Below are 22390 nucleotides of genomic sequence, written 5' to 3'. Positions count from 1 at the left end.
GCAGGTGTTATGAAAAAAACGCAATTTTTGAGAGATTTTTGGTACGGTTTGTCATCAAATCAACGCTTTCAAATACGCAGGTTGTATTATTTGCCAATCGATTTAAAAGACAGACTTTTAGGTAATACCCATAAGTATGTACCATCTCGAGGACAAATCTATACAGGCTCTCCAGCGAGTGCAACTGAATATCTAAAGCAAGGGATACTCCACTTAGAGCATTTAAAAAATCACATAGACTTGCAACCAGATGATAATGTTTTAGATATAGGAAGTGGTGTTGGTAGGTCAGCAATTGCACTGTCTTCTTATTTAAATGAAAATGGCTCTTATGACGGATTTGACGTTGTAAAACAAGGCGTAGATTGGTGTAATAACGGCTTAGGTAAAGATTTTTCAAATTTTAATTTCAAATACGTACCAATCTTTAACGATTTGTATAATACTTCAGAATTAAAAGCAACTGAATTTCAGTTTCCTTATGAAGATTTATCATTTTCAAAAGTGTTTTCTGTATCGCTTTTTACGCATATGCAAATTGAAGAGATTCAGCATTATTTTCATGAAATATATCGTATTTTAAAGCATGGAGGACAATGCTTTTCAACCTTTTTCTTTTATGATGAAACGGATGAAACACATATTGCAAATCTTAAAGATTTTGGTTTTCCTTATAAAAAAGACGACTACAGATTAATGAATGAAGATGTAAAATCAGGAAACATTGCCATTCATAAAACTAAAATTAAGCAAATGTTACAGCAATCTAACCTTGAGCTTGTAACTATTGTAGATGGATATTGGAAAGGACAGAACGCAGACAATAGCAAAATAGAATATCAGGATATTTTGGTGTTTAAAAAAGCGTAACTTTATATTATCTAAAATTTTATAATCATGAATCTAGTCGTCCGTTTGTTAGTTAACGCCTTTGCAGTTTTTATTTTAGCTCATTTTCTTAACGGTGTAGCAGTAGATGGATATTTGGGAGCAGTAATTGTAGCAATAGTACTTTCAATATTAAATGTTTTAGTCAAGCCAATACTCATAATACTTACTCTACCTGTAACAATACTAACATTGGGATTATTTCTTCTTATAATTAACGCGTTGATTATTTTGTTAGCAGACAAATTAATTGATGGATTTGCTGTCAATGGTATTTGGACAGCAGTACTTTTTAGTATTCTATTATCTATTCTTCAATCTATATTGTATTCGTTCTTTAAAGAGAAGAAAACAAACTAAAAATCAACATCTTAAAACTATTGTTGGGTTGCGAAAAAATATGTACTTTTGCAGCCCAATTTTAGATTGTATTACAATGAATATTACAAGAGAAAACATCGATGCGTTAAACGCAGTTGTAAAAGTAGATATCGCTAAAGCAGATTATAGCGACAAAGTAGAAAAAATCTTATCAGATTACCGTAAAACGGCTAACATTCCTGGTTTCAGAAAAGGTCATGTACCAATGGGAATGGTAAAAAAACAATACGGTCAAGCTGTGTTAGTAGATGAAGTAAATAAGTTAATACAAGATGCGCTTGGTAAGTATTTGGTAGAAGAAAAATTAGATGTTTTAGGTAATCCATTACCAAAAGCGCAAGATGATTTAGATTGGAATTCTGATGACTTTTCTTTTGAGTTCGAATTAGGTTTAGCACCTCAATTTGAAGTAAAGTTAAAAGGGAAGAAAGCTATCACACAATATAAGATTGTAGCGGATGATAAAATGATTGATAACCAAATCAAGCACATCCAGAAACAATATGGTAAAATCGTTTCTCAAAACGAAATCACTGAAAATTCTGAGATTACAGGAAAGTTTACAAATGAAGATGCTGGTATAGACAATGTAGCAACTTTTGAAGTGAGTAAAATAAAAGGAAAAACAAATCTTAAAAAGTTTGTAGGAGCCAAAGTAGGTGATGTTATTACTGTCAAAACAAAAAACTTATTCAACGATGCTCACGATTTAATGACATTCTTAAAAGTGTCTCATGATGACGCCCATGATTTAAATGTAGAAGTTACTTTTGAAGTTTCTGAGATTAATGAACGCGAATTGGCAGATTTAGACCAAGAGTTATTTGATAAGTTATTCGGTAAAGATGTTGTAACATCTGTAACTGAACTTAAAGAAAAAATCAAGGAAGACTCTGAAAAGCAATTTGCTCAGCAAGGAGATCAAAAGTTTTTAAACGATGTTACTGAGTATTTAATAGACACTACTAAGTTTGATTTACCAGCAGAATTTTTACAGAAATGGATGCAAACTGCAGGTGAAGAAGAAATGACTGAAGAACAAGCTAAAGAAGAATACGAAAAGTCTGAAAAAAGCATGCGCTATCAGTTAATAGAAGGCAGATTAATTACAGAACATAATCTTCAAGTACAGTTTGAGGAGTTAAAGTCTTTTGCAATGCAAATGATTAAAGGTCAGATGGCTCAATTTGGTCAAATGAACCCTTCAGAAAAAGAGCTCGAAGATATTGCAGCACGTATTTTATCTAACCAAGATGAGGTAAAGCGACTAAACGAGCAATTGATGAGTCAAAAGCTTTTAGAATTATATAAAACAGAAGCTAATCTTAAAACAAAAGAGATTACTTACGATGATTTTGTAAAAGAATTTTACAGTTAATCATTTAGCAATATAAATTGTATCTTTAAGGCGTGAAATCTCTGGATTTTACGCCTTATTAATTTTAACGACAAACAGAATATACAATATGGATTTCGGAAAAGAATTTGAAAAATTTGCAACCAAAGATCAGGGTATAAACAGCAACTACTACGGCAAGATTATTGAGAGTATGTACCCTACCAATCTAACGCCTAATATTATAGAAGAACGTCAGATGAACATCGCCATTTTTGATGTTTTTTCACGATTAATGATGGATCGTATCATCTTTTTGGGTACTGGTGTTAACGACCAAGTAGCAAATATTATTCAAGCACAATTATTATTCTTACAAAGCGTAGATGCTAATAAAGATGTTCAGATTTATATTAACTCACCAGGTGGTTCTGTATATGCAGGTTTAGGTATTTATGATACTATGCAGTTTATAAAACCAGATGTTGCAACTATATGTACAGGTATCGCAGCATCGATGGCAGCAGTATTATTATGTGCTGGTCAAGATGGTAAACGTTCTGCATTAAAACATTCAAGAGTTATGATTCATCAACCAATGAGTGGTACTCAAGGTCAGGTTTCTGATATGGAAATTGCAGTGCGTGAAACTTTAAAAGTCAAAAAAGAATTGTACGATATTATTTCTAACCATTCAGGTAAGTCATACGAGCAAGTAGAAAAAGATTCTGACCGTGATTATTGGATGACATCTTCTGAAGCTTTAGAGTATGGAATGATTGATGAGGTATTAGGTAGAAAGTAAAATAGATTAATAACGACTAAACGTTTCTAAACTAAACTTAGAAATATAAGATTATGGCAAAGGAAGAATTAGAATGTTCATTTTGTGGTAGGAAAAAGCCAGAAACTAATTTGCTTATTGCAGGATTAGACGCTCACATATGTGACCGTTGTATCACACAAGCAAATGGTATAGTCATCGAAGAATCTAAGCAAGGTACAAACGCTGACCTTAGTGCAGAGTTAATGCTAAAAAAGCCAAAAGAAATTAAAGCCTTTTTAGATGAGTATATAATTGGTCAAGAATATACCAAACGTGTAATGTCTGTAGCAGTATACAACCACTACAAGCGATTATTACAGCCTCCAACAGATGATGATATAGAGATTCAAAAGAGTAATATTATAATGGTTGGGCAAACCGGTACAGGAAAAACTTTAATGGCTAAAACTGTTGCGCGTATGCTCAATGTGCCTTTAGCAATAGTTGATGCGACTGTATTGACTGAAGCTGGATATGTTGGTGAAGATGTCGAAAGTATTTTAACACGTCTCTTACAAGCTGCTGACTATAATTTAGAAAAAGCAGAAAAAGGTATTGTATTTATTGATGAAATTGATAAGATAGCTCGTAAAAGCGATAACCCATCAATAACTAGAGATGTATCTGGTGAAGGTGTTCAACAAGCATTATTAAAACTATTAGAAGGAACAGTTGTAAATGTACCACCAAAAGGAGGTCGTAAGCATCCGGATCAAAAATTTATTGAAGTTAATACTGAACATATATTGTTTATAGCTGGTGGTGCTTTCGATGGTATTGAGCGTGTTATTACAAAGCGTTTGAACATGCAAGCTATAGGATATAGCTCTATCAATTCTGATGACAATGTAGATAACGATAATGTACTACAATATATCATACCAAAAGATTTGAAAGATTTTGGCTTAATACCTGAGATTATAGGAAGATTGCCTGTTTTGACACACATGGATCCATTAGATGCTAAAACATTAAGAGCTATTTTAACAGAGCCAAAAAACGCTATAATAAAACAATATAAAAAGCTGTTTGGTATGGATGAGGTTGAGTTAAATATCACTGATGGCGCTTTAGAGTTTATTGTAAATAAAGCTATAGAATACAAGCTTGGTGCACGAGGACTACGTTCACTTTGTGAGGAAATCCTAACGGATGCAATGTTTCATTTACCAGGTTCGGACGAAACTAAATTAAATGTGACTAAAGCTTACGCCGAAGAGAAACTCTCTAAGTCTACATTAAAGAAACTAAAAGCAGTTTCTTAAATAGATTAAACATAAAAAAAGAAAAACCCATGATAGCTCATGGGTTTTTTAATGTTGTGGATTAATTAATACCATATATGCGTTTAAACTAAAAAACGGTTCAGTTATTAATTTGATTTAAAAGTATTTGTTCTGTCGGTAATTACAAATCATTCTAGACCAATTGTTATATTATTCGTTATAAGATATCTAGATGTATTTTTGTTCGATAAAAGACTAAGAGTTTAAGTTCAACAACTCATCAATGTAGTTTCTAGTGTTTGATAACCTTGGCACCTTGTGCTGTCCACCAAGTTTGTCATTCTCTTTAAGCCAATCATAAAATAGATTTGGTCGTGCTTGATGTATAGTAGGTTTATTCAAAGTCATATTGTTGTAACGTTTGGCTTCGTAATCAGAGTTTAGAGACTTCAGTGCATTGTCAAATAATTCAGAAAAGTAACCCATATTCTCGGGTGCTTTTTTAAATTCTATTAACCATTCATGAGCACCTTTTTCTTTTCCTTTCATAAAGATAGGAGCCGCTGTATAATCAACAATTTCAGCACCTGTTCGCTTACAGACTTTCTTTAGAGCATCTTCAGCATTTTCTATAATTAACTCTTCGCCAAAAGCGTTGATATGATGTTTTGTTCTCCCAGAAACTTTTATTCTATATGGATCTATACTAACAAATCTAATGGTATCCCCAATTTTATAACGCCAAAGTCCTGCATTTGTGGTAATGATTACTGCATAATTTGTATTTAACTTTACATCATTAAGTGGTATCACTTTTTGTTCTGAAGTACCGTAAGTACTCATAGGTATAAACTCATAGAAAATGCCATAGTCTAACATTAACAATAAGTCTCCAGAATAATTTTGGTCTTGTATGGCAAAAAAACCTTCGGAAGCATTATAAATCTCATAATATTTAAATGACTTCTTAGGAAGGATTGCACGATATTGCTCGATGTAAGGATTAAAACTTACGCCGCCATGAAAATAAACTTCTAGATTAGGCCATATATCAAAAAGACTGTCTTTTCCAGTTTCTTCTAAAATATTATTTAATAAAACCAACATCCAAGATGGTACACCTGCAAGACTAGTAACCTTTTCATTTATTGTTTCATCGACAATAGCCTGCATTTTGGTTTCCCATTCGCTCATCAAAGATACTTTGCTGCTTGGTGTACTACTAAATTCTGCCCAGAACGGCATATTGTCAATCAGTATGGCTGATAAGTCACCAAAAACAGTTCCGTTTTCTTTATATAATTCTTTACTTCCACCAAGTCTTAAACTTTTTCCTGTGAATAATTGTGACTCAGGATTATTATTTAAATACATGCAAAGTAAATCTTTACTTGCTGCATAATGACAGTCTTCTAAAGATGCTGTACTTACAGGAATAAATTTACTTTTTGCATTAGTTGTACCACTAGATTTAGCGAATGATTTAATTTGACCTGGCCAAAAGATATTGCTTTCTCCTAATCTTGCACGTTCAATCTGTGATTGTATACCTTCATAATTTACAACTGGTAATCTATTGCTAAAATCGGAGTAAGATTTAATAGAAGCAAAGTCATATTTTTTTCCGACTTCGGTGTCTTTAGCTGTTTTCAGTAAACTAAAAAGCAATTCGTTTTGTACGTCGTGAGGATATTTTAAAAACAATTCAATCTGATGAAAACGTTTTTTCAAAAACCATGAAGCAATAGAATTTACAATAGGAATTGGCATGGATTGGTTATCTTTATGCGCTAGGCGCAACTTGATTATTTAGTTGGTTGTCCTTAACTTTTCAATATAAAGTTTAGATTTTAAAAATAGTAAATTTTTATTATGGTTTACAAAGGTGTACTTACAAAAATGCAAACTGAGTTTCAAGATCCAATTCAGTATTATTTGGTTTTTAATAATGATTTTATTCATGTTAATCAGTTACTTGGTAAAAATGTAAATATGACTTTTGTTGGCGAGGAATGTCTTAATTGTAAGTTAAGTAAGGAAATTTACCGTCAAGGTTTCTGTAAAAGCTGCTTTTTTGATACACCAAACGCCGGAGATTGGATTATGAGACCAGAATTAAGTACAGCGCATTTAGGAAAAGAAGACCGAGATTTGGAGTATGAAAAAAAGGTACAATTACAGCCGCATATTGTGTACTTGGCAAACTCAAGTAACGTTAAAGTTGGCGTAACTCGTAAAGCACAGGTACCAACACGTTGGATAGATCAAGGCGCACATGAGGCTATTGAAATAGTAGAAGTACCAAACCGATATTTAGCTGGTATTACAGAAGTTGCTCTTAAAGATTTCGTTGCAGATAAAACCAATTGGCGTAAGATGCTTAAGAATGATAACGAGGACGAAAACCTAAAAGATTGGCGCGACAAATTAAAGACACACATTCCTGATGAAGCAAAAGAATATTTCATTACACATAATGAAGAAACACATCTTAATTTTCCAGTACTTCAATATCCTGAAAAACCCAAAAGCTTAAATATCAAAAAAGAAGGTAAATATTCTGGAAAATTAGTAGGTGTAAAAGGACAGTATTTTATTTTTGAGGACAATACTGTTTTTAATGTAAGAGCTAATGAAGGTTTGGTTGTAGAGATTGGAATTTAAATAAAATATAACTTCACAAACTGTAATATACCAACTGAAAATAATAGAGAACCTGTGATTCTATTAATTACAAAATTTATATTTCTAAATTTTTGTTGTATATAAATGCTAAACCTACCATATATATAGAGTGTTACAACTTTCCCTATATATACACCTGAAAAGAATAATAGCAACACTAGTACTGAAGATTTTACCGAAAGCATAGCTACATTACTATTTATTATACCGTATACCAATAGCCAGTAGACTAAAACAGGTGGATTTAGTAATCCCAATAAAAATCCTTTACTGTATTTAGACTTTAAAAATGAGTTATTGCTTTTAACTGTTTTTTTTGAGTCAGTTTTTTTGAAGAAAAGCAAACCACCGAAACCTAATAATAAGATTGCTATTAAAACTTGAAGCCATTGATTACTGAAGAAAAAATCCTTGACTAACATGTTATAGTTTAAAGCATAATATGAAAGTATGACTTCTGCTACTCCAGCTGCAAATGCTATTTTCATAGCTTGTTTTAAGTTTTGCTTAATTGTTGTATTTATAACTACAATATTAGAAGCGCCTAGAGGCAATGCTCCAATTATTGAAGTTACTAGCCCTATTAATAGATATAAAAGTATCATGGCATATTTGTAGTAATTGTTTGGTACACCTTACAGATTTGTTACAAATGCGTTAAATCATTTTATGTTTAATCTTTTATAAATTATCTTAGAAAAATTGTATTATGAAGATTTATCCAATGTTTTATGTTGCATTGACAACATTGTTATTGATAACAATAACGGTAATGTGTGCTATGGATTTTCCATTCAATTGGGTGTTTTACCTTACGGTTATAGGTCAGGTTTTAATTGTAGTTATGGTTTATAAAGTACTGACTGATGACTATACAACTGATAAAACTTTTGAGCACTTTTATGAAGACCACCCAATAGAACCTATAGAAGTTAAAGCCGAAAATGAAAACTTCAGGTTGTGAGCCAATTGTTTTTAGACTTTTGGGCACAAAAAAAGCGACCATATGGTCGCTTTTGCTGTTTTATGATTTTATAAAACAAACTTATATGTTTTCAGCATCTCTTAAACCTTGGATGTAAGAAGCTTTCTGAATTTCTCTTCTTCTCTTTACAGAAGGTTTTGTGAAATAACGAGACTCTCTTAAGTTTTGCATAATTTGTACATTTCTGTGCTTACGCTTATATCTTTTAAGAGCTCTTTCTATGTTTTCGCCTTCTTTGATTTCTATCTTAATCATATCTGTAATATTGTATTGTCTATTTTACTAAAGAGTGTGCAAAGATAATACAACTTATTAATTATGCGCTAAAATTTTTATTTTTTTTCTCTCAGTAAGAATAGATTACCCTAAATATGTCATTAGTATTCTATTTTTACTTGATTTCCGTAGTCTTCTTATACCTTTTTCACGTATTTGTCTAATACGTTCACGTGTCAAATCAAAGATTTGTCCAATTTCTTCGAGCGTCATTGGATGCTTTTCTCCAATACCATAACTCAATTTTATGACTTGACTTTCTTTTTCAGGCAATGTCTCTAGAGCACGTTCAATTTCAATATTTAATGATTCTGCCATTAAGTTTTTGTCAGGTCTTGGGGAATCTTTTTGAGACATAACATCATATAGACTAAAATCCTCTTCAGAACCTATAGGCGCGTCCATTGATAAATGACGACCAGAGTTTTTCATTGACTGTTTTACTTCGCGAACACTAACATCCAATTCTCTAGCAATTTCCTGAGCATTAGGTGGTCTTTGGTGTTGTTGTTCTAGATAAGCATAAGCCTTTCGGATTTTATTAATCGTTCCTATTTTATTTAAAGGAAGTCTTACGATACGAGATTGTTCTGCTAAAGCTTGTAATATGGCTTGACGAATCCACCATACTGCGTAAGAGATAAACTTAAAGCCTCTAGTTTCGTCAAATCGTTTTGCTGCTTTTACTAAACCTGCATTACCTTCATTTATTAAATCTGGTAATTTTAGTCCTTGATTTTGGTATTGTTTTGCAACAGATACGACAAACCTTAAGTTGGCTTTTGTTAATTTATCTAAGGCTTGTTGATTACCCTTTTTTATAAGTTGTGCAAGTTCTACTTCTTCTTCTGCTGTAATCAATGGAATTTTACTAATATCTTGAAGGTATTTATCCAGTGATTTATCTTCTCGGTTTGTAACCTGCTTGGTAATCTTTAATTGCCTCATATGTCGTTTTTAAAATTGTATTCTTATAACATAACGCAATAAATGAGAAAAACAAGAAAATGAACGGTTTTTAACTGAAAATGACTAAAAACAAACAAAAAATATCAAATTTTGGTCGAATCTGACTGTTTTTTCTTCTTTTTTAGAATATTACCAAATATAGATTTCACACCTTCTTTTAAAGAATCTTTAGTTTTAGTTGCTGAAGAATCCACTTTAGTCGAATCTTTAGACTTTGTTTTATTTCCTCCTAGTACACCATCTAAAATTCCACTAAGTTTATCAGTACCTTTATTAATTAATTTTTGTTTCTGAATTTCGATTAGCTGTTTTGTTAGGTTAGAAACACCACTTTTTAAGTCTGTTGTGATATTAGGCTTTGTAAATGTACCGCCAATATTAGCAGTTACAGGAATTGAAATTTTATCAACCTCATCATCATTAATTTTCTGCATTAAATTATTGACATCGTTACCTAGATATTTTGCAGGTACTTTAAAAATAGCACTATAATTCATTGTGTTCGAAAAACTATGACTTCCCGATATTTCAATTGGTATGTCTTCGTAATTAATAGTAAAAGGTTTTACTGAAACTTGTCCATTTTCAAAACTCAGTTTAGTTTTTATAGCTTTTAAATCTAATTTTTTTAAATCAATAAAGTTGAGTTTAGAACTTATGCCTTTTAGAATTTCGCTTTCTGAATCTATAATATTTGTGGTTAGTATTTCTGCTAAAGCATCGCCATTTATAGTGCTTAAATCTGGCGAAAAATTCTCGTCTAAAAGCCCGCTAACTGAGATTGTAGAGTTTAGTTTTCCTTGAAGCACTTTTGCGATAGGCGCAAGAGCCTTAAGCATTTCTAAATCTTTAAAAGATTTAGAAATATCAAATTGTTGCATACCTAATGCCATATCAAACTTTGGTTTGCTATCCTTAGTCGATACATTACCTGATATGCCTAATTTACCATCAAATAAATCTGTGGTCATATCGCTTAGATTGGCGTTTTGATTTCTTATAAGAAGTTTTCCACTAACATTTTTGAGGTTTAAATTATCATAAACAACGTTTTGCGCATTAGCAAAAATGGTACAATCTAAAAAATCAGGAATTTTTAAAGATTCATTATCAGTAGTTGTTTTATTCGATGAGGTTGTGGCAGTCTCATCTTCAACCATAAAATCCGAAACCACAAAGTTTTTTGATGTGACTTTAAAATTACCTTGAAGTTTTTTATCACTTAACAAAAAACCAAGTAAGTTGTTGATGATTCCTGTAGCATACAAGTCACTTTTTCCTGTTAAGGCTTCAAACTTATTTAGGGTTACGGTGCCAGGTTTAAAACTCATATCAGCTGTGTTAATCTGAATAGGGTTTACAATATCTTCAGAAGAAAAGATGAAGTTTTCAACGGATACCGTTCCATTATTTTTTATGCGCTGATAGGCATTAGTTTCAATAGCATTCATATCAAATGACGTATTGAGTTTTCCTTTTAGAATACCGCTTAATTGATTTTCTAATTCTACGGGATAGGCTTTTGTAATATTAGCTAAGTTGAGTACGCCATCTAAGTTGGCATTAACCAATATGTTTTTGGTTAAGTTTTTTATGTGCGCTTCGGATTTAAAGACGTCTTGGTCAATTTTAAAATTAAGAGTATTAATATCAACAAAAGTATCATCAACGTTTCCTGTATTATTTTTTACCGAAGCATCAATAATTATGTTCTCGACACTTTTTGGTAGTTCAGGATACTTAAATGATGCATTATTAGAATTGAGATTAATGTCTAAATTAGGAATGGTCTCGTCTGAAACAAGCCCTTTTATTTTACCATTTACTGTAAAGTTTCCAGTAGTCTCAACGTTAGAAATGTCTTTTGTATAGCTTTTTGGAATCACAGCTAAGAAGTCTTTAAATGACGCTTCAGGGTTTTTAAAGCTTATGTCAATCTCTTGACCATTTTCTACTAATTGAACGAAGCCTTCAAATTCCAATGGCAAAGCATTTGCGAAACCTTTATTTTCTTTGAAAGTGTATTTGTCTTCTTCTAGGTCCAAATCTATTAACGCATCTAGTTTTATACTATTATTACTTAGATATTCGGTGCTATCGATAGATAGACTAATCCTAGCTTCAGTTTTTGTATCTAATTCAGATGTCTCACCAGAAAAAATTCCGTTGCCGTTATGGTTAATTTCTGTGGCGTAAAAATTTGTATTTGCAATCTCGTCGATGTAAGTAAAAGCACCATTATTAAGTTCGTAATGCTGAATATCAAAACTAAAGGCTTCAGAAGACGATGCTGTTGTTTTAGGATTTTCGTCTTTAGATTTTACAATATCATAGTTTACACTACCAGATGTGTTTGTTTTTAAACTTAATAATAGTTCGTCCGCAATAATCTCATTTATAATCAGAGGTTCTTCAGAACCTTTAAGCACTTCGGTTACTGGCATTTCGAAAGAAATAGCTTTTGCAGAGGCTAATGTTTCATTTTCAAAAGGAGCAAGCGTATTTATCTTTAAATTTTGAATACTGACTTCGGCTTTTGGAAAACTACTTATTAAGCTAAGACTGATATCGTCAAAAGATAATTCGGCATTAAGGTTTTCGTCCGCATAATTTTGTACAATAGCATCAATTTTTGATTCTAAGAAAAAAGGAATACTGATAAGAATTATCAATATGATTAATAGCGAAATGCCTATTATTTTAAATATTTTTTTCATCTTCTTTGAAGTAGTTTTCGTAGTTGTTATAATAACTATACGAAATTAATAACCCAATAGTTTATATCTGTTGCAAGTTTAAGAAGACTTTAGGGTTTGGATTTATGGTTATACTAAATTTATTTCATCATTTACCTTGAGCTTAAAACGCTTTCTGAAAATGTATACACCTAAATATAAAAATGGTGTGTCTAAAGCAGCTATTAAGACTTTAAAAATAAATCCTGCAGCCAATAAACCCAGAAATTTATCCCATTCAATTTTACCAAAACTGCACAATAGAAGTAATACCGTAGCAGTGTCTACAAATTGCGATAAAAATGTTGAACAGTTATTTCGAAGCCAAAGATGTTTGCCTTTTGTTAGCTTCTTCCAAAAATGATAAATCTGAATATCAACAAATTGGGCTAAAAGGTAGGCCATCATACTCGCAAAAACGGCAATGGCAGTACTTCCAAATACAATTGTAAACGTATTATCTTGCACCGGAGACCACGATGTAGCTGGCACAGCATTAGCAACATAAATAATAAGCATAGAAAAGAAAGATGCAAAAATACCCGCAATTACAATATCGTTTGCCCGCTTTTTGCCATAAATTTCACTTATTAAATCTGTAATAAGAAAGGTAATTGGGTAAGGCAAAATACCTACAGAAATTTCAAATAATTTTGAGTCAAAGATTTCGATATCTACTGGATACCAATGAAAGAATTTCTGAAAAATAAGATTAGAAACGACTAAGGATGTTATAAACAGTGCACCCAAAAAGAGATAGATGCGTTGTGCTAGAAGTTTGTCTTTTAACTGCATTAAAAATGGTTAATAAATAGTTTAGGTAAAGATAATCTATTAATATTTCTTTTAGTTAATTTGTCTATTCAATGAAACTATCAAAACTAGTTTACATAGCGCTTGGCAGTAATAAGGGCAATAAATTGCAATACTTGCAATCTGCCGTTGATGCCATTTTCGAAACCGTTGGAGCAGTAAAAAAGCTATCAAAGGTTTACAAAACTCCAGCAATCGGTTTCGAAGGAGATGAATTTTATAATGCTTGTATAAAAGTAGAAACACACCTTACTCCAAAGAAGCTTTTAAAAGAACTTCAGTGTATTGAAAAAAAGCTTGGTCGTGCACAAAAAACAACAGATGAATACGAATCTAGAGAGATAGATTTAGATATTGTTTTTTATGGAGATGAAGTCATAAATGATAAGCATCTAACAATTCCACATCCGGAGATTCAGAACCGAACGTTTGTTTTACAACCGTTATTAGATATTCTGAAAGATTTTATACATCCAGTTTTTAAAAAAACTATAGAAATCTTATTGGAAGAATGTGAAGATAATTCTGCTATAGAGCCTATAAATATTTGGTTGAAAAACCCTCGTAAATCCTATACTTTTAAGGATTATAATTATATAGCTATAGAAGGTAACATTGGCGCAGGTAAGACCAGCTTGGCTAACAAAATATCCGAAGATTTTAATGCAAAACTAATATTAGAGCGTTTTGCAGATAATGCATTTTTACCAAAGTTTTATAAAGAGCCAGAACGTTACGCCTTTACTTTGGAGATGTCTTTTTTAGCTGACCGTTACCAGCAAATTAGTGACGATTTATCTCAGCTCGATTTGTTTAAGGATTTTATGGTTAGTGATTATGACGTTAATAAGTCACTCATTTTTTCTAAAGTGACATTGCCTGAGGACGAGTTTCGTTTGTACCGAAAGCTCTTTTATCAAGTTTATAAAGATATCGCTAAGCCAGACTTGTATGTTTATCTTTACCAAAATACACAAAGACTTCAGGCCAATATCAAAAAACGTGGTCGAAAATACGAAAGCGATATCAAGGACGAATATCTAGAGAAATTAAATTCTGGTTACTTAGAGTTCTTAAAATCTCAAACAGATTTAAATGTAAAAATCATTGATATTTCTGACCGTGATTTTGTAAAAAATCGTGAAGACTATCTATGGATTTTAAATGAAATTAATGATGAAGTACAGAGTAGTTGATAGCGAAGAGATTCTCGTTGTAGGTTTAAAAGCTAAAGCTAACTTCCAAAATATTAGCCAAGTTACACGGCAATTAGCAAAGCAATTTATGCCTAGGTTAGATGAAGTGATAAATAGGAAAAACACATTTACACTATCACTTCAAAATTACAATCGCTTTAACTTTAAAAACTTCAATCCTAATGAGATGTTTGAGAAGTGGATTGGAGTAGAAGTTAATAGTTTAGATGAAGTTCCAGAAAATATGGAAACGTTAACTATAACTTCAGGAAGATATTTGGTTATTGATTTTAAAGGTTCAATTCCTGATTTTATTGAGTTTTGGCAAAAAATCCATTCTAGCTGGTTACCAAGTTCTGATTTTGAATTAGATAATAGGCCTCATTTTGAAAGGTTACCACCAAGTTACAGCCCGACACAGAACGTAAACGAAGAGGAGATTTGGATTCCTATACTATAAATAAAGAAGTCATAATCTTTCCATTATCATTTTGTAAAATCACTTCGTTAAGTAGCTCTACTTTTTTTACTTTAAAGATAAAAGGCGCACTCAAAATATCAACACCACTTTTTTCTTTTAATCGTATACCTTGACCTGCAATTTTATCCTTGTTTGGTGTAAAATTACCATAAGGAATATGTTCTGTTAAAATGATGTATTTGTAATTCTCAAGTTTCTTAAGAATACGCTGAATCTCATTATTAGATAAATGCTGAAGTACTTGTCGTAAAATCACACAGTCTGCTTTTGGTAAGTTATCTTTTGAAATGTCTAAACACCGAAATTCTAAATTAGCTGCTTTGTAAAGCTTTTTGTTACGTTCAATAAGCGATTCCACAATATCAATAGCATAATAGTATTCTGAGTGTTCTAAAAAGTGTTTTCCAATATTAAAATCTCCACAGCCTAAATCGCAAATCGTCAGTTTATTTTCATGAGATTTTAAAAAATCAGTAACAGTTTTTACATAAAGATTAACCATCATTGGGTCGTGCGAACCAATACCTGAGTAAAAATCAAAGTCTTTGCCTCCCCAAAGATTCTTCTCATAAATTTGCTCCATTACTGCTTTGGTTGGCCAAGGTTTTTTGAGCATTAAAACAATATTTTTAAAAATTTAAAAAATGCAGAAAGAAAAATGAATAGTGTGATAATTGTTGCTATACTGTTTCTGAAATGAAAGTCTGTATATTTTAGGTAATGTTTTTCTTTGTTTGGTTCATTTAAGTAATCTGCTTTTCGAGGTTTTTTACCAATAACTTTAATGTAGAAAAGGAACAGTTTAATATAGAACCTTGTGTTACCACCTATCAAAGTACCATAGTTTATGTTATTTTGTTCCATTTAATTTCTTAACTTTTAATTTAAGTATATATGAAAGTCTTCCCTCAGGGAAGATTTAGATGGGCTCCCTTTTCATCTTACTAAACACATCCCAAATCACAACACCTGCACTTACTGAAATATTCAATGAATGCTTTGTGCCAAATTGTGGAATTTCTATAACAACGTCACTTGCATCAACTACATCTTGTGCAACACCTTTAACTTCGTTCCCAAAGACAAAAGCATATTTAGTATTTGGTTGAGGTTTGAAATCATTAAGCATTGTTGCGTTTTCGGCTTGTTCGATAGAACAGATTTGTACACTTTCAGATTTTAATTTATTTATGATATCTAAAGTATTTTCAGCGTATTCCCAATCTACAGTTTCGGTGCTTCCTAACGCTGTTTTTCGTATGTCGTTATGTGGCGGTTGTGCTGTTATACCACAGAGATATATTTTTTCTATTAAAAAAGCGTCACTCGTTCTAAAAACCGAACCAATATTATTAAGACTTCTAATGTTATCAAGAATAATTATAATCGGAGACTTTTTAGCCTCTTTAAATTCAGAAACCTCTAGACGGTCTAATTCACTATTTTTTAGTTTTCGCATGTTGAAATCTTATTCTTTTTGTAAATAACTTCTAGCTTTTTAGCTTTATAGAACTCTGTTATTTAGCTACATTAGCAATCTTACAATTTCAACAAAAATACATAAAAACCATTGGCTAAAAAGGTAAAAAAGGAAACCCCATTAATGAAGCAATACAATGCTATCAAGGCTAAGTATCCTGATGCGCTGTTGTTATTTAGAGTAGGTGATTTCTACGAAACCTTTGGAAGCGATGCTGTAAAAGCATCAAAAATTTTAGATATTATTTTAACTAAGCGTGGTGCAGGTAGCGATAGCGAAACCGAACTCGCTGGTTTTCCACATCATTCTTTAAATACGTATTTGCCAAAATTAGTAAGAGCTGGAGAGCGTGTTGCTATTTGTGACCAATTAGAAGATCCAAAACAAACCAAAAAAATTGTAAAACGTGGTGTTACAGAATTAGTAACGCCAGGTGTGGCTTTTAATGACGATATTTTGCATTCTAAGTCTAACAATTTTTTAGCAGCAGTTCATTTTGATAAGCGTTATATCGGTATATCATTCTTAGACATCTCTACAGGCGAATTTTTAACATCTCAAGGAAATGCAGAATACATTGATAAGCTACTCCAGAATTTTAACCCTAGTGAAGTTTTAATTTCTAAAAAAAGCCGAAAAGAATTTACAGAAATTTTTGGAACTGATTTTCATACATTTTATTTAGAAGATTGGGTGTTTCAAGCAGATTACGCTAACGAAACTTTGACAAAACATTTCAATACAAAAACACTGAAAGGTTTTGGTATTGCCGATTTATACGAAGGTATTATTGCTTCAGGAGTTGTACTTCATTATTTGTCCGAAACTAGACATAATAAATTAGAACATATTGCTACAATTTCAAGGATTGCAACGGACGATTATGTTTGGATGGATAAATTTACGATTAGAAATCTTGAGTTATACCATTCGACAAATGCTAACGCAGTGACACTTATTAATGTTATTGATAAGACCATTTCTGCAATGGGTGGACGCACCTTGAAACGTTGGTTAGCATTGCCTTTAAAGCATGCAGATAAGATAAAACAGCGTCATGAAGTTGTGCAATATCTGTTAGATAATCCTGAAGAGCTTCAAAAAATTCAGAATCAGATTAAGCATATTGGCGATATTGAACGATTGATTTCAAAAATTGCCACTACCAAAGTGAGTCCGCGAGAAGTGATTCAGCTTAAAAATTCTTTAGAAGCAATTGTACCTATTAAGTCAATTGCAGAAAACTGTAAAAACGAAGCCTTAAAAGTTTTAGGTGAAAGCTTAAATAATTGTGATTTACTTCGCGAGAAAATTAAACAAACACTTAACGAGGAAGCACCGGTAAATGTTTTAAAGGGTCATACAATCGCAGAAGGTTTTTCAGCAGAGTTAGATGAGCTTAGAGGTTTGTCAAAATCTGGTAAAGATTATCTAGATAGTATGTTGCAACGTGAAAGTGAGCGTACTGGAATAACCTCACTTAAAATAGCATCAAATAATGTGTTTGGTTATTATATTGAAGTACGTAATCTTCATAAAGATAAAGTTCCTGAAGAGTGGATTAGAAAGCAAACATTAGTCAATGCAGAGCGTTATATTACCGAGGAACTTAAAGAATATGAAGCTAAAATTTTGGGAGCCGAAGAGCGTATTTTAGCCATTGAGCAACAATTGTTTGCTGAATTGGTGACTTGGATGCATCAATTCATACTTCAAGTTCAGCAGAATGCACAATTGATTGGGCAGTTAGATTGTTTGTGTGGATTTGCTAGTTTGGCAAAAGCTAATAAATATAATTACCCGCAGATTGATGATAGCTTTGATTTAGAAATTAAAGATGGTCGTCATCCGGTAATCGAAAAACAATTACCATTAGGTGAACCTTACATTGCCAACGATGTTTATCTCGATAGAGAATCTCAGCAAATTATCATGATTACTGGACCAAATATGTCTGGTAAATCGGCAATATTAAGACAGACTGCTCTAATCGTTTTATTAGCGCAAATAGGAAGTTTTGTGCCAGCTAAAGAGGCAAGAATAGGATTGGTTGACAAGATATTTACCAGAGTTGGCGCAAGTGATAATATCTCTATGGGAGAATCTACCTTTATGGTAGAAATGAATGAAACTGCATCTATTCTTAATAATATTTCTGATAGAAGTTTGGTGCTATTAGACGAGATTGGTCGTGGTACAAGTACCTATGATGGTATATCAATTGCTTGGGCCATTAGTGAATATTTACACGAACATCCAGCAAAACCTAAAACCTTATTCGCTACTCACTATCACGAACTTAACGAAATGACGGAGACATTTTCTCGCATTAAAAACTTTAATGTTGCAGTAAAAGAGTTGAAAGATAATGTACTTTTTGTTCGTAAGCTTGTTGAAGGCGGAAGTGAGCATAGCTTTGGTATTCATGTAGCAAAAATGGCTGGTATGCCACAACAAGTTATACGTCGTGCAAATAAAATACTATCAAAATTAGAAAAGTCGCATTCAAGTGAAGAATTAACAGACAAGGTCAAAACACTGAAAGACGATTTACAATTGAGTTTCTTTAATTTAGATGATCCGTTGTTAGAAGAAATAAAAGATGAAATTCTGCACACTGATATTGATACGCTTACTCCTGTTGAAGCCTTAATGAAGCTTAATGAAATTAAACGGATGTTGCTTAAGAAAAAACAAGCCTAAAATAAATTCTATTTATTTTAAAAAAAGGCTTTGGTTTTCTAATAAATATTTTAAATTTGCATCCGCTTTTAGAAGCAAACAAGTTCTTTAAAAACTGCGAAAGTAGCTCAGGGGTAGAGCATCACCTTGCCAAGGTGGAGGTCGTGGGTTCAAATCCCATCTTTCGCTCTATATAAAACAGGTTACAGTCTGTAACCAAGTTGCTGAAGTGGTGGAATTGGTAGACACGTTGGACTTAAAATCCAATGAACATTAGTTCGTACGGGTTCAAGTCCCGTCTTCAGTACAAAAAAAGCTCAATCGAAAGATTGGGCTTTTTTGTTTTTAAGAATGTATGTGATTTTTATAAAGTTGTATAGTGATTTGTTTCTTCTTTAAGAACCATATTTTGTAACTAAACACTTTCTTCTCTTTAAAATTATAATGGTTATAACCAATACATTATTGTTGTACTGTAGCTTTTAAGTCGCTATTTATAGACTTTATTAAGTTTTTGCTACCTTAACAAAAATTTCTACAGATGTTGTTAAAAACCTACAAGCTCATATTCGAAAAAATTGCATTCTATTTAATATATATCTTTTTTATAACTTCAGCTTCTGCTCAAGAGTTTCCCCCAATCGAAAGGTTTACACCTCAAGACTATAAAGCGGATGATCAAAATTGGTCAATTAGTCAAGACAATGATAAAAATATATATGTAGCTAATAATAAAGGTTTATTAGAGTATAATGGAGCACGTTGGAATCTATATACTCTAGCTGATCAAAGTATTATTAGGTCAGTCGCTGTAATCAATGATTTAGTATATACCGGAAGTTATATGAATTTCGGATTTTGGAAGAGAGACAGTTTTGGTACATTAATTTACGAATCTATTTCTGAGAACTTAGATGAAAATTTATTAGAAGACGAAGAGTTTTGGAACATAATACCATATGGTGAGTTTGTGTTGTTTCAATCATTAGACCGCATTTATATTTATAACACATCAAAAAAAACATTTAGAATTATAAAGTCTAAAACAGCTATAACAAAGGCATTTAGAGTTGATGAATCTATATATTTTCAAGAATCAGGTGTGGGAATTTCTAAAATAGAAAATGGAAAAGCAGTTCTTATTAGTGATGAAAAACTACTAAAAGAAGAAGAAATAGTTAATATATATAAGAATGATAACAAATTACTTATTCACTCAAGAGAAAGCGGATTCTATGAATATTACAATGGAGATTTAAAAAAATGGGAGATATCCTCTAATCCATTATTGTCTCAGGTCAGTGTATATAATAGTATTAGGTTACGTAACGGAAATTTTATTTTAGGTACTATTTCTAACGGTATTATTAAGCTAGATAAGAAAGGAAATGTACTTTTTAGGATGAATAAAAACTCTGGTTTATCTAATAACACAGTTCTTTCTGTTTTTCAAGACATTTCAGGTAATATTTGGATGGGTTTAGATAACGGTATTAATGTATTAAACCTTAATTCACCTTACAGAGTTTACACCGATAATCAAGGCTATTTAGGAACCGTATATGCATCTGAGAAAACATCAGAAAATATTTATTTAGGAACAAATCAAGGTTTGTTTTATAAGCCAATTAATAGTTCAGATAAGTTCAAATTAATTCCAAAAACTAAAGGTCAGGTATGGTTTTTAAAACAGATTAATGGCACTTTATTCTGTGGTCATGATAAGGGAAGTTTTGAGATTAAAAACAGTACTGCTGTTGAAATTTCTACTGAAGAAGGTTCTTGGATAATTAAATCTATAAAAAAGAGGCCGGATTTACTAATGATTGGCAATTACAATGGTCTTAGCGTAATAGAGAAGTCGTCTGCGGGTATTTGGAAATTTAGAAATAAAGTTGAAGGATTTGATATTTCTTCAAGGTATTTTGAGTTTGTAAATGATTCAGAACTTTTAGTTAGTCATGAATATAAAGGAGTTTATAAATTAAATCTTGATAATGATTTGTCAAAAGTTATAAGTTCAAATAAACTTGAAGTAGATAAGGGTATTGGTTCTAGTCTTATACATTATAAAGGAGAGATATTGTATGTATATCATGATGGTGTATTTTCTTATGACGATAAAAAAGAAGTATTCAAAAAAACAGATTTGCTAAAGCCATATTTTACTGCATCTAATTACGCCTCAGGCAATCTGGTTTATGATGAGAATAAAGACAGATTGTGGAGCTTTTTTAACAATCAATTAATTTTCATAGAGCCAGGTAAACTTACAGAAAAACCAATCATCAATACCATTGATTTGCCTAGTGATTTAAGAAAAAGCAAACCAGGTTTTGAAAATATTTTGTACCTAAAGAATAATTCTTATTTATTAGGAACAACGGATGGTTATTTGGTAATTGACACCGAAAAGTTCAATGTAAAAGAGTATACCATATCAATCGATAATGCGTCCTACTTAATATTGCAACAAGATATTCAGCCAATCGATATTTCTACGGACATTTTTTTAAAGAATAAACAGAATGATCTTTACTTTACTTATAGTGTGTCTGATTTTGTTAAACTTTCCCCATCATTTTATCAATACAGACTAGTTGGTATTTATGATTATTGGAGCGAATGGTCTTCTAAATCAGATATATTATTTGAAAACCTTCCTCATGGTGATTACACTTTTGAAGTCAGGGCAAAAGTAGGTAGTGATATCTCTTCAAATACTGCCACTTTCAATTTTACTATTGAAAAACCATGGTATCTAAAGCCTTTTGCAATAGCTGGTTATGTTTTACTATTTATTGTTATTGCGTCATTAATCCAGTATTTAAATAGGTTGTACTACAAAAGACAGAAGGATTCTTTATTGACAACAAAAGAGAAAGAACTAGAAATAAAAGAATTAGAGAGCCAGCGACAGTTGATGGAGTATAAGAATAAAAGTCTTCAACAAGATATTGAGAATAAAAATCGAGAGCTTGGTTTATCTACAATGACTCTCATTCGAAAAAATGAATTTTTAGCTACTCTCAAGAAAGAGCTAAATGATTTAGAAAAAGGTAAAGAGTTAAATAAGATTATAAAAATTATAGATAAAAATATAAATAATACCGAAGACTGGAAATTCTTCGAAGAAGCTTTTAATAATGCAGATAAAGACTTCTTAAAGAAAGTAAAAAAGAAGCATCCCGCATTAACTCCTAATGATTTAAAACTGTGCGCTTATCTTAGACTAAACCTATCTTCAAAAGAGATTGCTCCTCTACTTAATATTTCTCATAGAAGTGTAGAGGTAAAACGATATCGTTTGCGTAAAAAGATGGAATTATCACATGAGACAAGCTTAACAAATTATATTTTAGAGATATAATCTGTTAACATTCTTTATTTAAACTACAACATTAGCCATACAAACATCAATTTTTGTGTTG

The 22390-nt window shown here is 31.7% G+C and carries 19 protein-coding genes and 2 tRNA genes; 13 read left to right on the top strand and 8 right to left on the bottom strand.

Translation table 11 applies throughout. From position 1 onward, the window contains the following. Positions 1–9 precede the first annotated feature (9 nt). The 5 genes from BTO05_RS07125 (at position 10) to clpX (ending at position 4696) form a co-directional block, all read left to right on the top strand. Positions 10–870 carry a class I SAM-dependent methyltransferase gene (locus BTO05_RS07125; RefSeq protein ID WP_087491995.1) on the top strand — a complete coding sequence of 287 codons (861 nt, stop codon included), beginning with the start codon at positions 10–12 and terminating at the stop codon, positions 868–870. A gap of 27 nt (positions 871–897) precedes the next feature. Next, positions 898–1248 carry a phage holin family protein gene (locus tag BTO05_RS07120; protein ID WP_087491994.1) on the top strand — a complete coding sequence of 117 codons (351 nt, stop codon included), beginning with the start codon at positions 898–900 and terminating at the stop codon, positions 1246–1248. Between the two features lie 76 nt (positions 1249–1324). Next, positions 1325–2647 carry a trigger factor gene (gene tig / locus BTO05_RS07115; RefSeq protein ID WP_087491993.1) on the top strand — a complete coding sequence of 441 codons (1323 nt, stop codon included), beginning with the start codon at positions 1325–1327 and terminating at the stop codon, positions 2645–2647. An 88-nt stretch (positions 2648–2735) separates the two neighbouring features. After that, positions 2736–3410 carry an ATP-dependent Clp endopeptidase proteolytic subunit ClpP gene (gene clpP / locus BTO05_RS07110; protein ID WP_087491992.1) on the top strand — a complete coding sequence of 225 codons (675 nt, stop codon included), beginning with the start codon at positions 2736–2738 and terminating at the stop codon, positions 3408–3410. Positions 3411–3463: 53 nt separating this feature from the next. Then, on the top strand, positions 3464–4696 hold the full coding sequence (gene clpX, locus BTO05_RS07105) for an ATP-dependent Clp protease ATP-binding subunit ClpX (RefSeq protein WP_087491991.1): 1233 nt from the start codon (positions 3464–3466) through the stop codon (positions 4694–4696). Positions 4697–4912: 216 nt separating this feature from the next. On the opposite strand, the gene BTO05_RS07100 is transcribed toward clpX, so the two are convergent. Next, positions 4913–6427 (bottom strand): GH3 auxin-responsive promoter family protein, encoded by a 1515-nt coding sequence (locus BTO05_RS07100; protein WP_087491990.1) that lies wholly within the window; start codon positions 6425–6427, stop codon positions 4913–4915. A gap of 102 nt (positions 6428–6529) precedes the next feature. On the opposite strand from BTO05_RS07100, the gene BTO05_RS07095 reads away from it, so the two are divergent. Next, complete coding sequence (locus BTO05_RS07095; RefSeq protein ID WP_087491989.1) at positions 6530–7321, top strand: DUF2797 domain-containing protein; 792 nt, start codon at positions 6530–6532, stop codon at positions 7319–7321. Here BTO05_RS07095 and BTO05_RS07090 read toward each other — a convergent pair. After that, positions 7318–7947: a LysE family transporter gene (locus tag BTO05_RS07090; RefSeq protein ID WP_087491988.1), complete on the bottom strand. Its 630-nt coding sequence runs from the start codon at positions 7945–7947 to the stop codon at positions 7318–7320. The genes BTO05_RS07095 and BTO05_RS07090 overlap by 4 nt on opposite strands. A 104-nt stretch (positions 7948–8051) precedes the next feature. On the opposite strand from BTO05_RS07090, the gene BTO05_RS07085 reads away from it, so the two are divergent. Further along, the gene (locus tag BTO05_RS07085; RefSeq protein ID WP_087491987.1) at positions 8052–8306 is read left to right on the top strand and encodes a hypothetical protein; all 255 of its coding nucleotides are present in this window, start codon (positions 8052–8054) and stop codon (positions 8304–8306) included. 81 nt (positions 8307–8387) lie between these two features. Here BTO05_RS07085 and rpsU read toward each other — a convergent pair whose 3' ends face one another. The 4 genes from rpsU to BTO05_RS07065 form a co-directional block, all read right to left on the bottom strand. After that, the gene (gene rpsU, locus BTO05_RS07080; RefSeq protein WP_087491986.1) at positions 8388–8582 is read right to left on the bottom strand and encodes a 30S ribosomal protein S21; all 195 of its coding nucleotides are present in this window, start codon (positions 8580–8582) and stop codon (positions 8388–8390) included. A gap of 105 nt (positions 8583–8687) precedes the next feature. Beyond that, complete coding sequence (locus BTO05_RS07075) at positions 8688–9551, bottom strand: RNA polymerase sigma factor RpoD/SigA (RefSeq protein WP_087491985.1); 864 nt, start codon at positions 9549–9551, stop codon at positions 8688–8690. A 104-nt stretch (positions 9552–9655) separates the two neighbouring features. Then, positions 9656–12289 carry an AsmA-like C-terminal region-containing protein gene (locus BTO05_RS07070; RefSeq protein ID WP_087491984.1) on the bottom strand — a complete coding sequence of 878 codons (2634 nt, stop codon included), beginning with the start codon at positions 12287–12289 and terminating at the stop codon, positions 9656–9658. 108 nt (positions 12290–12397) lie between these two features. Continuing rightward, complete coding sequence (locus BTO05_RS07065) at positions 12398–13102, bottom strand: queuosine precursor transporter (protein ID WP_087491983.1); 705 nt, start codon at positions 13100–13102, stop codon at positions 12398–12400. Between the two features lie 71 nt (positions 13103–13173). Between BTO05_RS07065 and folK the strand changes: the two genes are divergently transcribed. Together folK and BTO05_RS07055 are read left to right on the top strand one after the other, a co-directional pair. Continuing rightward, entirely contained in the window at positions 13174–14316 is a 1143-nt protein-coding gene (gene folK / locus BTO05_RS07060; RefSeq protein WP_087491982.1) for a 2-amino-4-hydroxy-6-hydroxymethyldihydropteridine diphosphokinase, read from the top strand. Continuing rightward, positions 14294–14776, top strand: coding sequence for a GyrI-like domain-containing protein (locus BTO05_RS07055; RefSeq protein WP_157662552.1), 483 nt, complete (start codon positions 14294–14296; stop codon positions 14774–14776). The genes folK and BTO05_RS07055 overlap by 23 nt, the downstream gene beginning before the upstream one ends. Here BTO05_RS07055 and BTO05_RS07050 read toward each other — a convergent pair. Together BTO05_RS07050 and BTO05_RS07040 are read right to left on the bottom strand one after the other, a co-directional pair. Next, positions 14766–15413, bottom strand: coding sequence for a class I SAM-dependent methyltransferase (locus tag BTO05_RS07050; RefSeq protein ID WP_087491980.1), 648 nt, complete (start codon positions 15411–15413; stop codon positions 14766–14768). The genes BTO05_RS07055 and BTO05_RS07050 overlap by 11 nt on opposite strands. Positions 15414–15716: 303 nt before the next feature. After that, on the bottom strand, positions 15717–16256 hold the full coding sequence (locus tag BTO05_RS07040; protein WP_087491978.1) for an RNA methyltransferase: 540 nt from the start codon (positions 16254–16256) through the stop codon (positions 15717–15719). A 111-nt stretch (positions 16257–16367) separates the two neighbouring features. On the opposite strand from BTO05_RS07040, the gene mutS reads away from it, so the two are divergent. The 4 genes from mutS to BTO05_RS07020 all read left to right on the top strand — a co-directional run bounded on the left by mutS (position 16368) and on the right by BTO05_RS07020 (position 22329). After that, entirely contained in the window at positions 16368–18980 is a 2613-nt protein-coding gene (mutS, locus tag BTO05_RS07035) for a DNA mismatch repair protein MutS (RefSeq protein WP_087491977.1), read from the top strand. A 96-nt stretch (positions 18981–19076) separates the two neighbouring features. Next, positions 19077–19148, top strand: a tRNA-Gly gene (locus BTO05_RS07030). Positions 19149–19182: 34 nt separating this feature from the next. Then, positions 19183–19266, top strand: a tRNA-Leu gene (locus BTO05_RS07025). 234 nt (positions 19267–19500) lie between these two features. Then, the gene (locus BTO05_RS07020; RefSeq protein WP_087491976.1) at positions 19501–22329 is read left to right on the top strand and encodes a triple tyrosine motif-containing protein; all 2829 of its coding nucleotides are present in this window, start codon (positions 19501–19503) and stop codon (positions 22327–22329) included. The last annotated feature ends 61 nt before the right edge of the window (positions 22330–22390 follow it).

Origin of the sequence: Winogradskyella sp. PC-19 (genome assembly GCF_002163855.1) — a bacterium.
Taxonomy (GTDB): domain Bacteria; phylum Bacteroidota; class Bacteroidia; order Flavobacteriales; family Flavobacteriaceae; genus Winogradskyella.
Note: the sequence above shows the minus strand (reverse complement) of the source record. Positions and strands in the feature narration are given on the sequence as shown.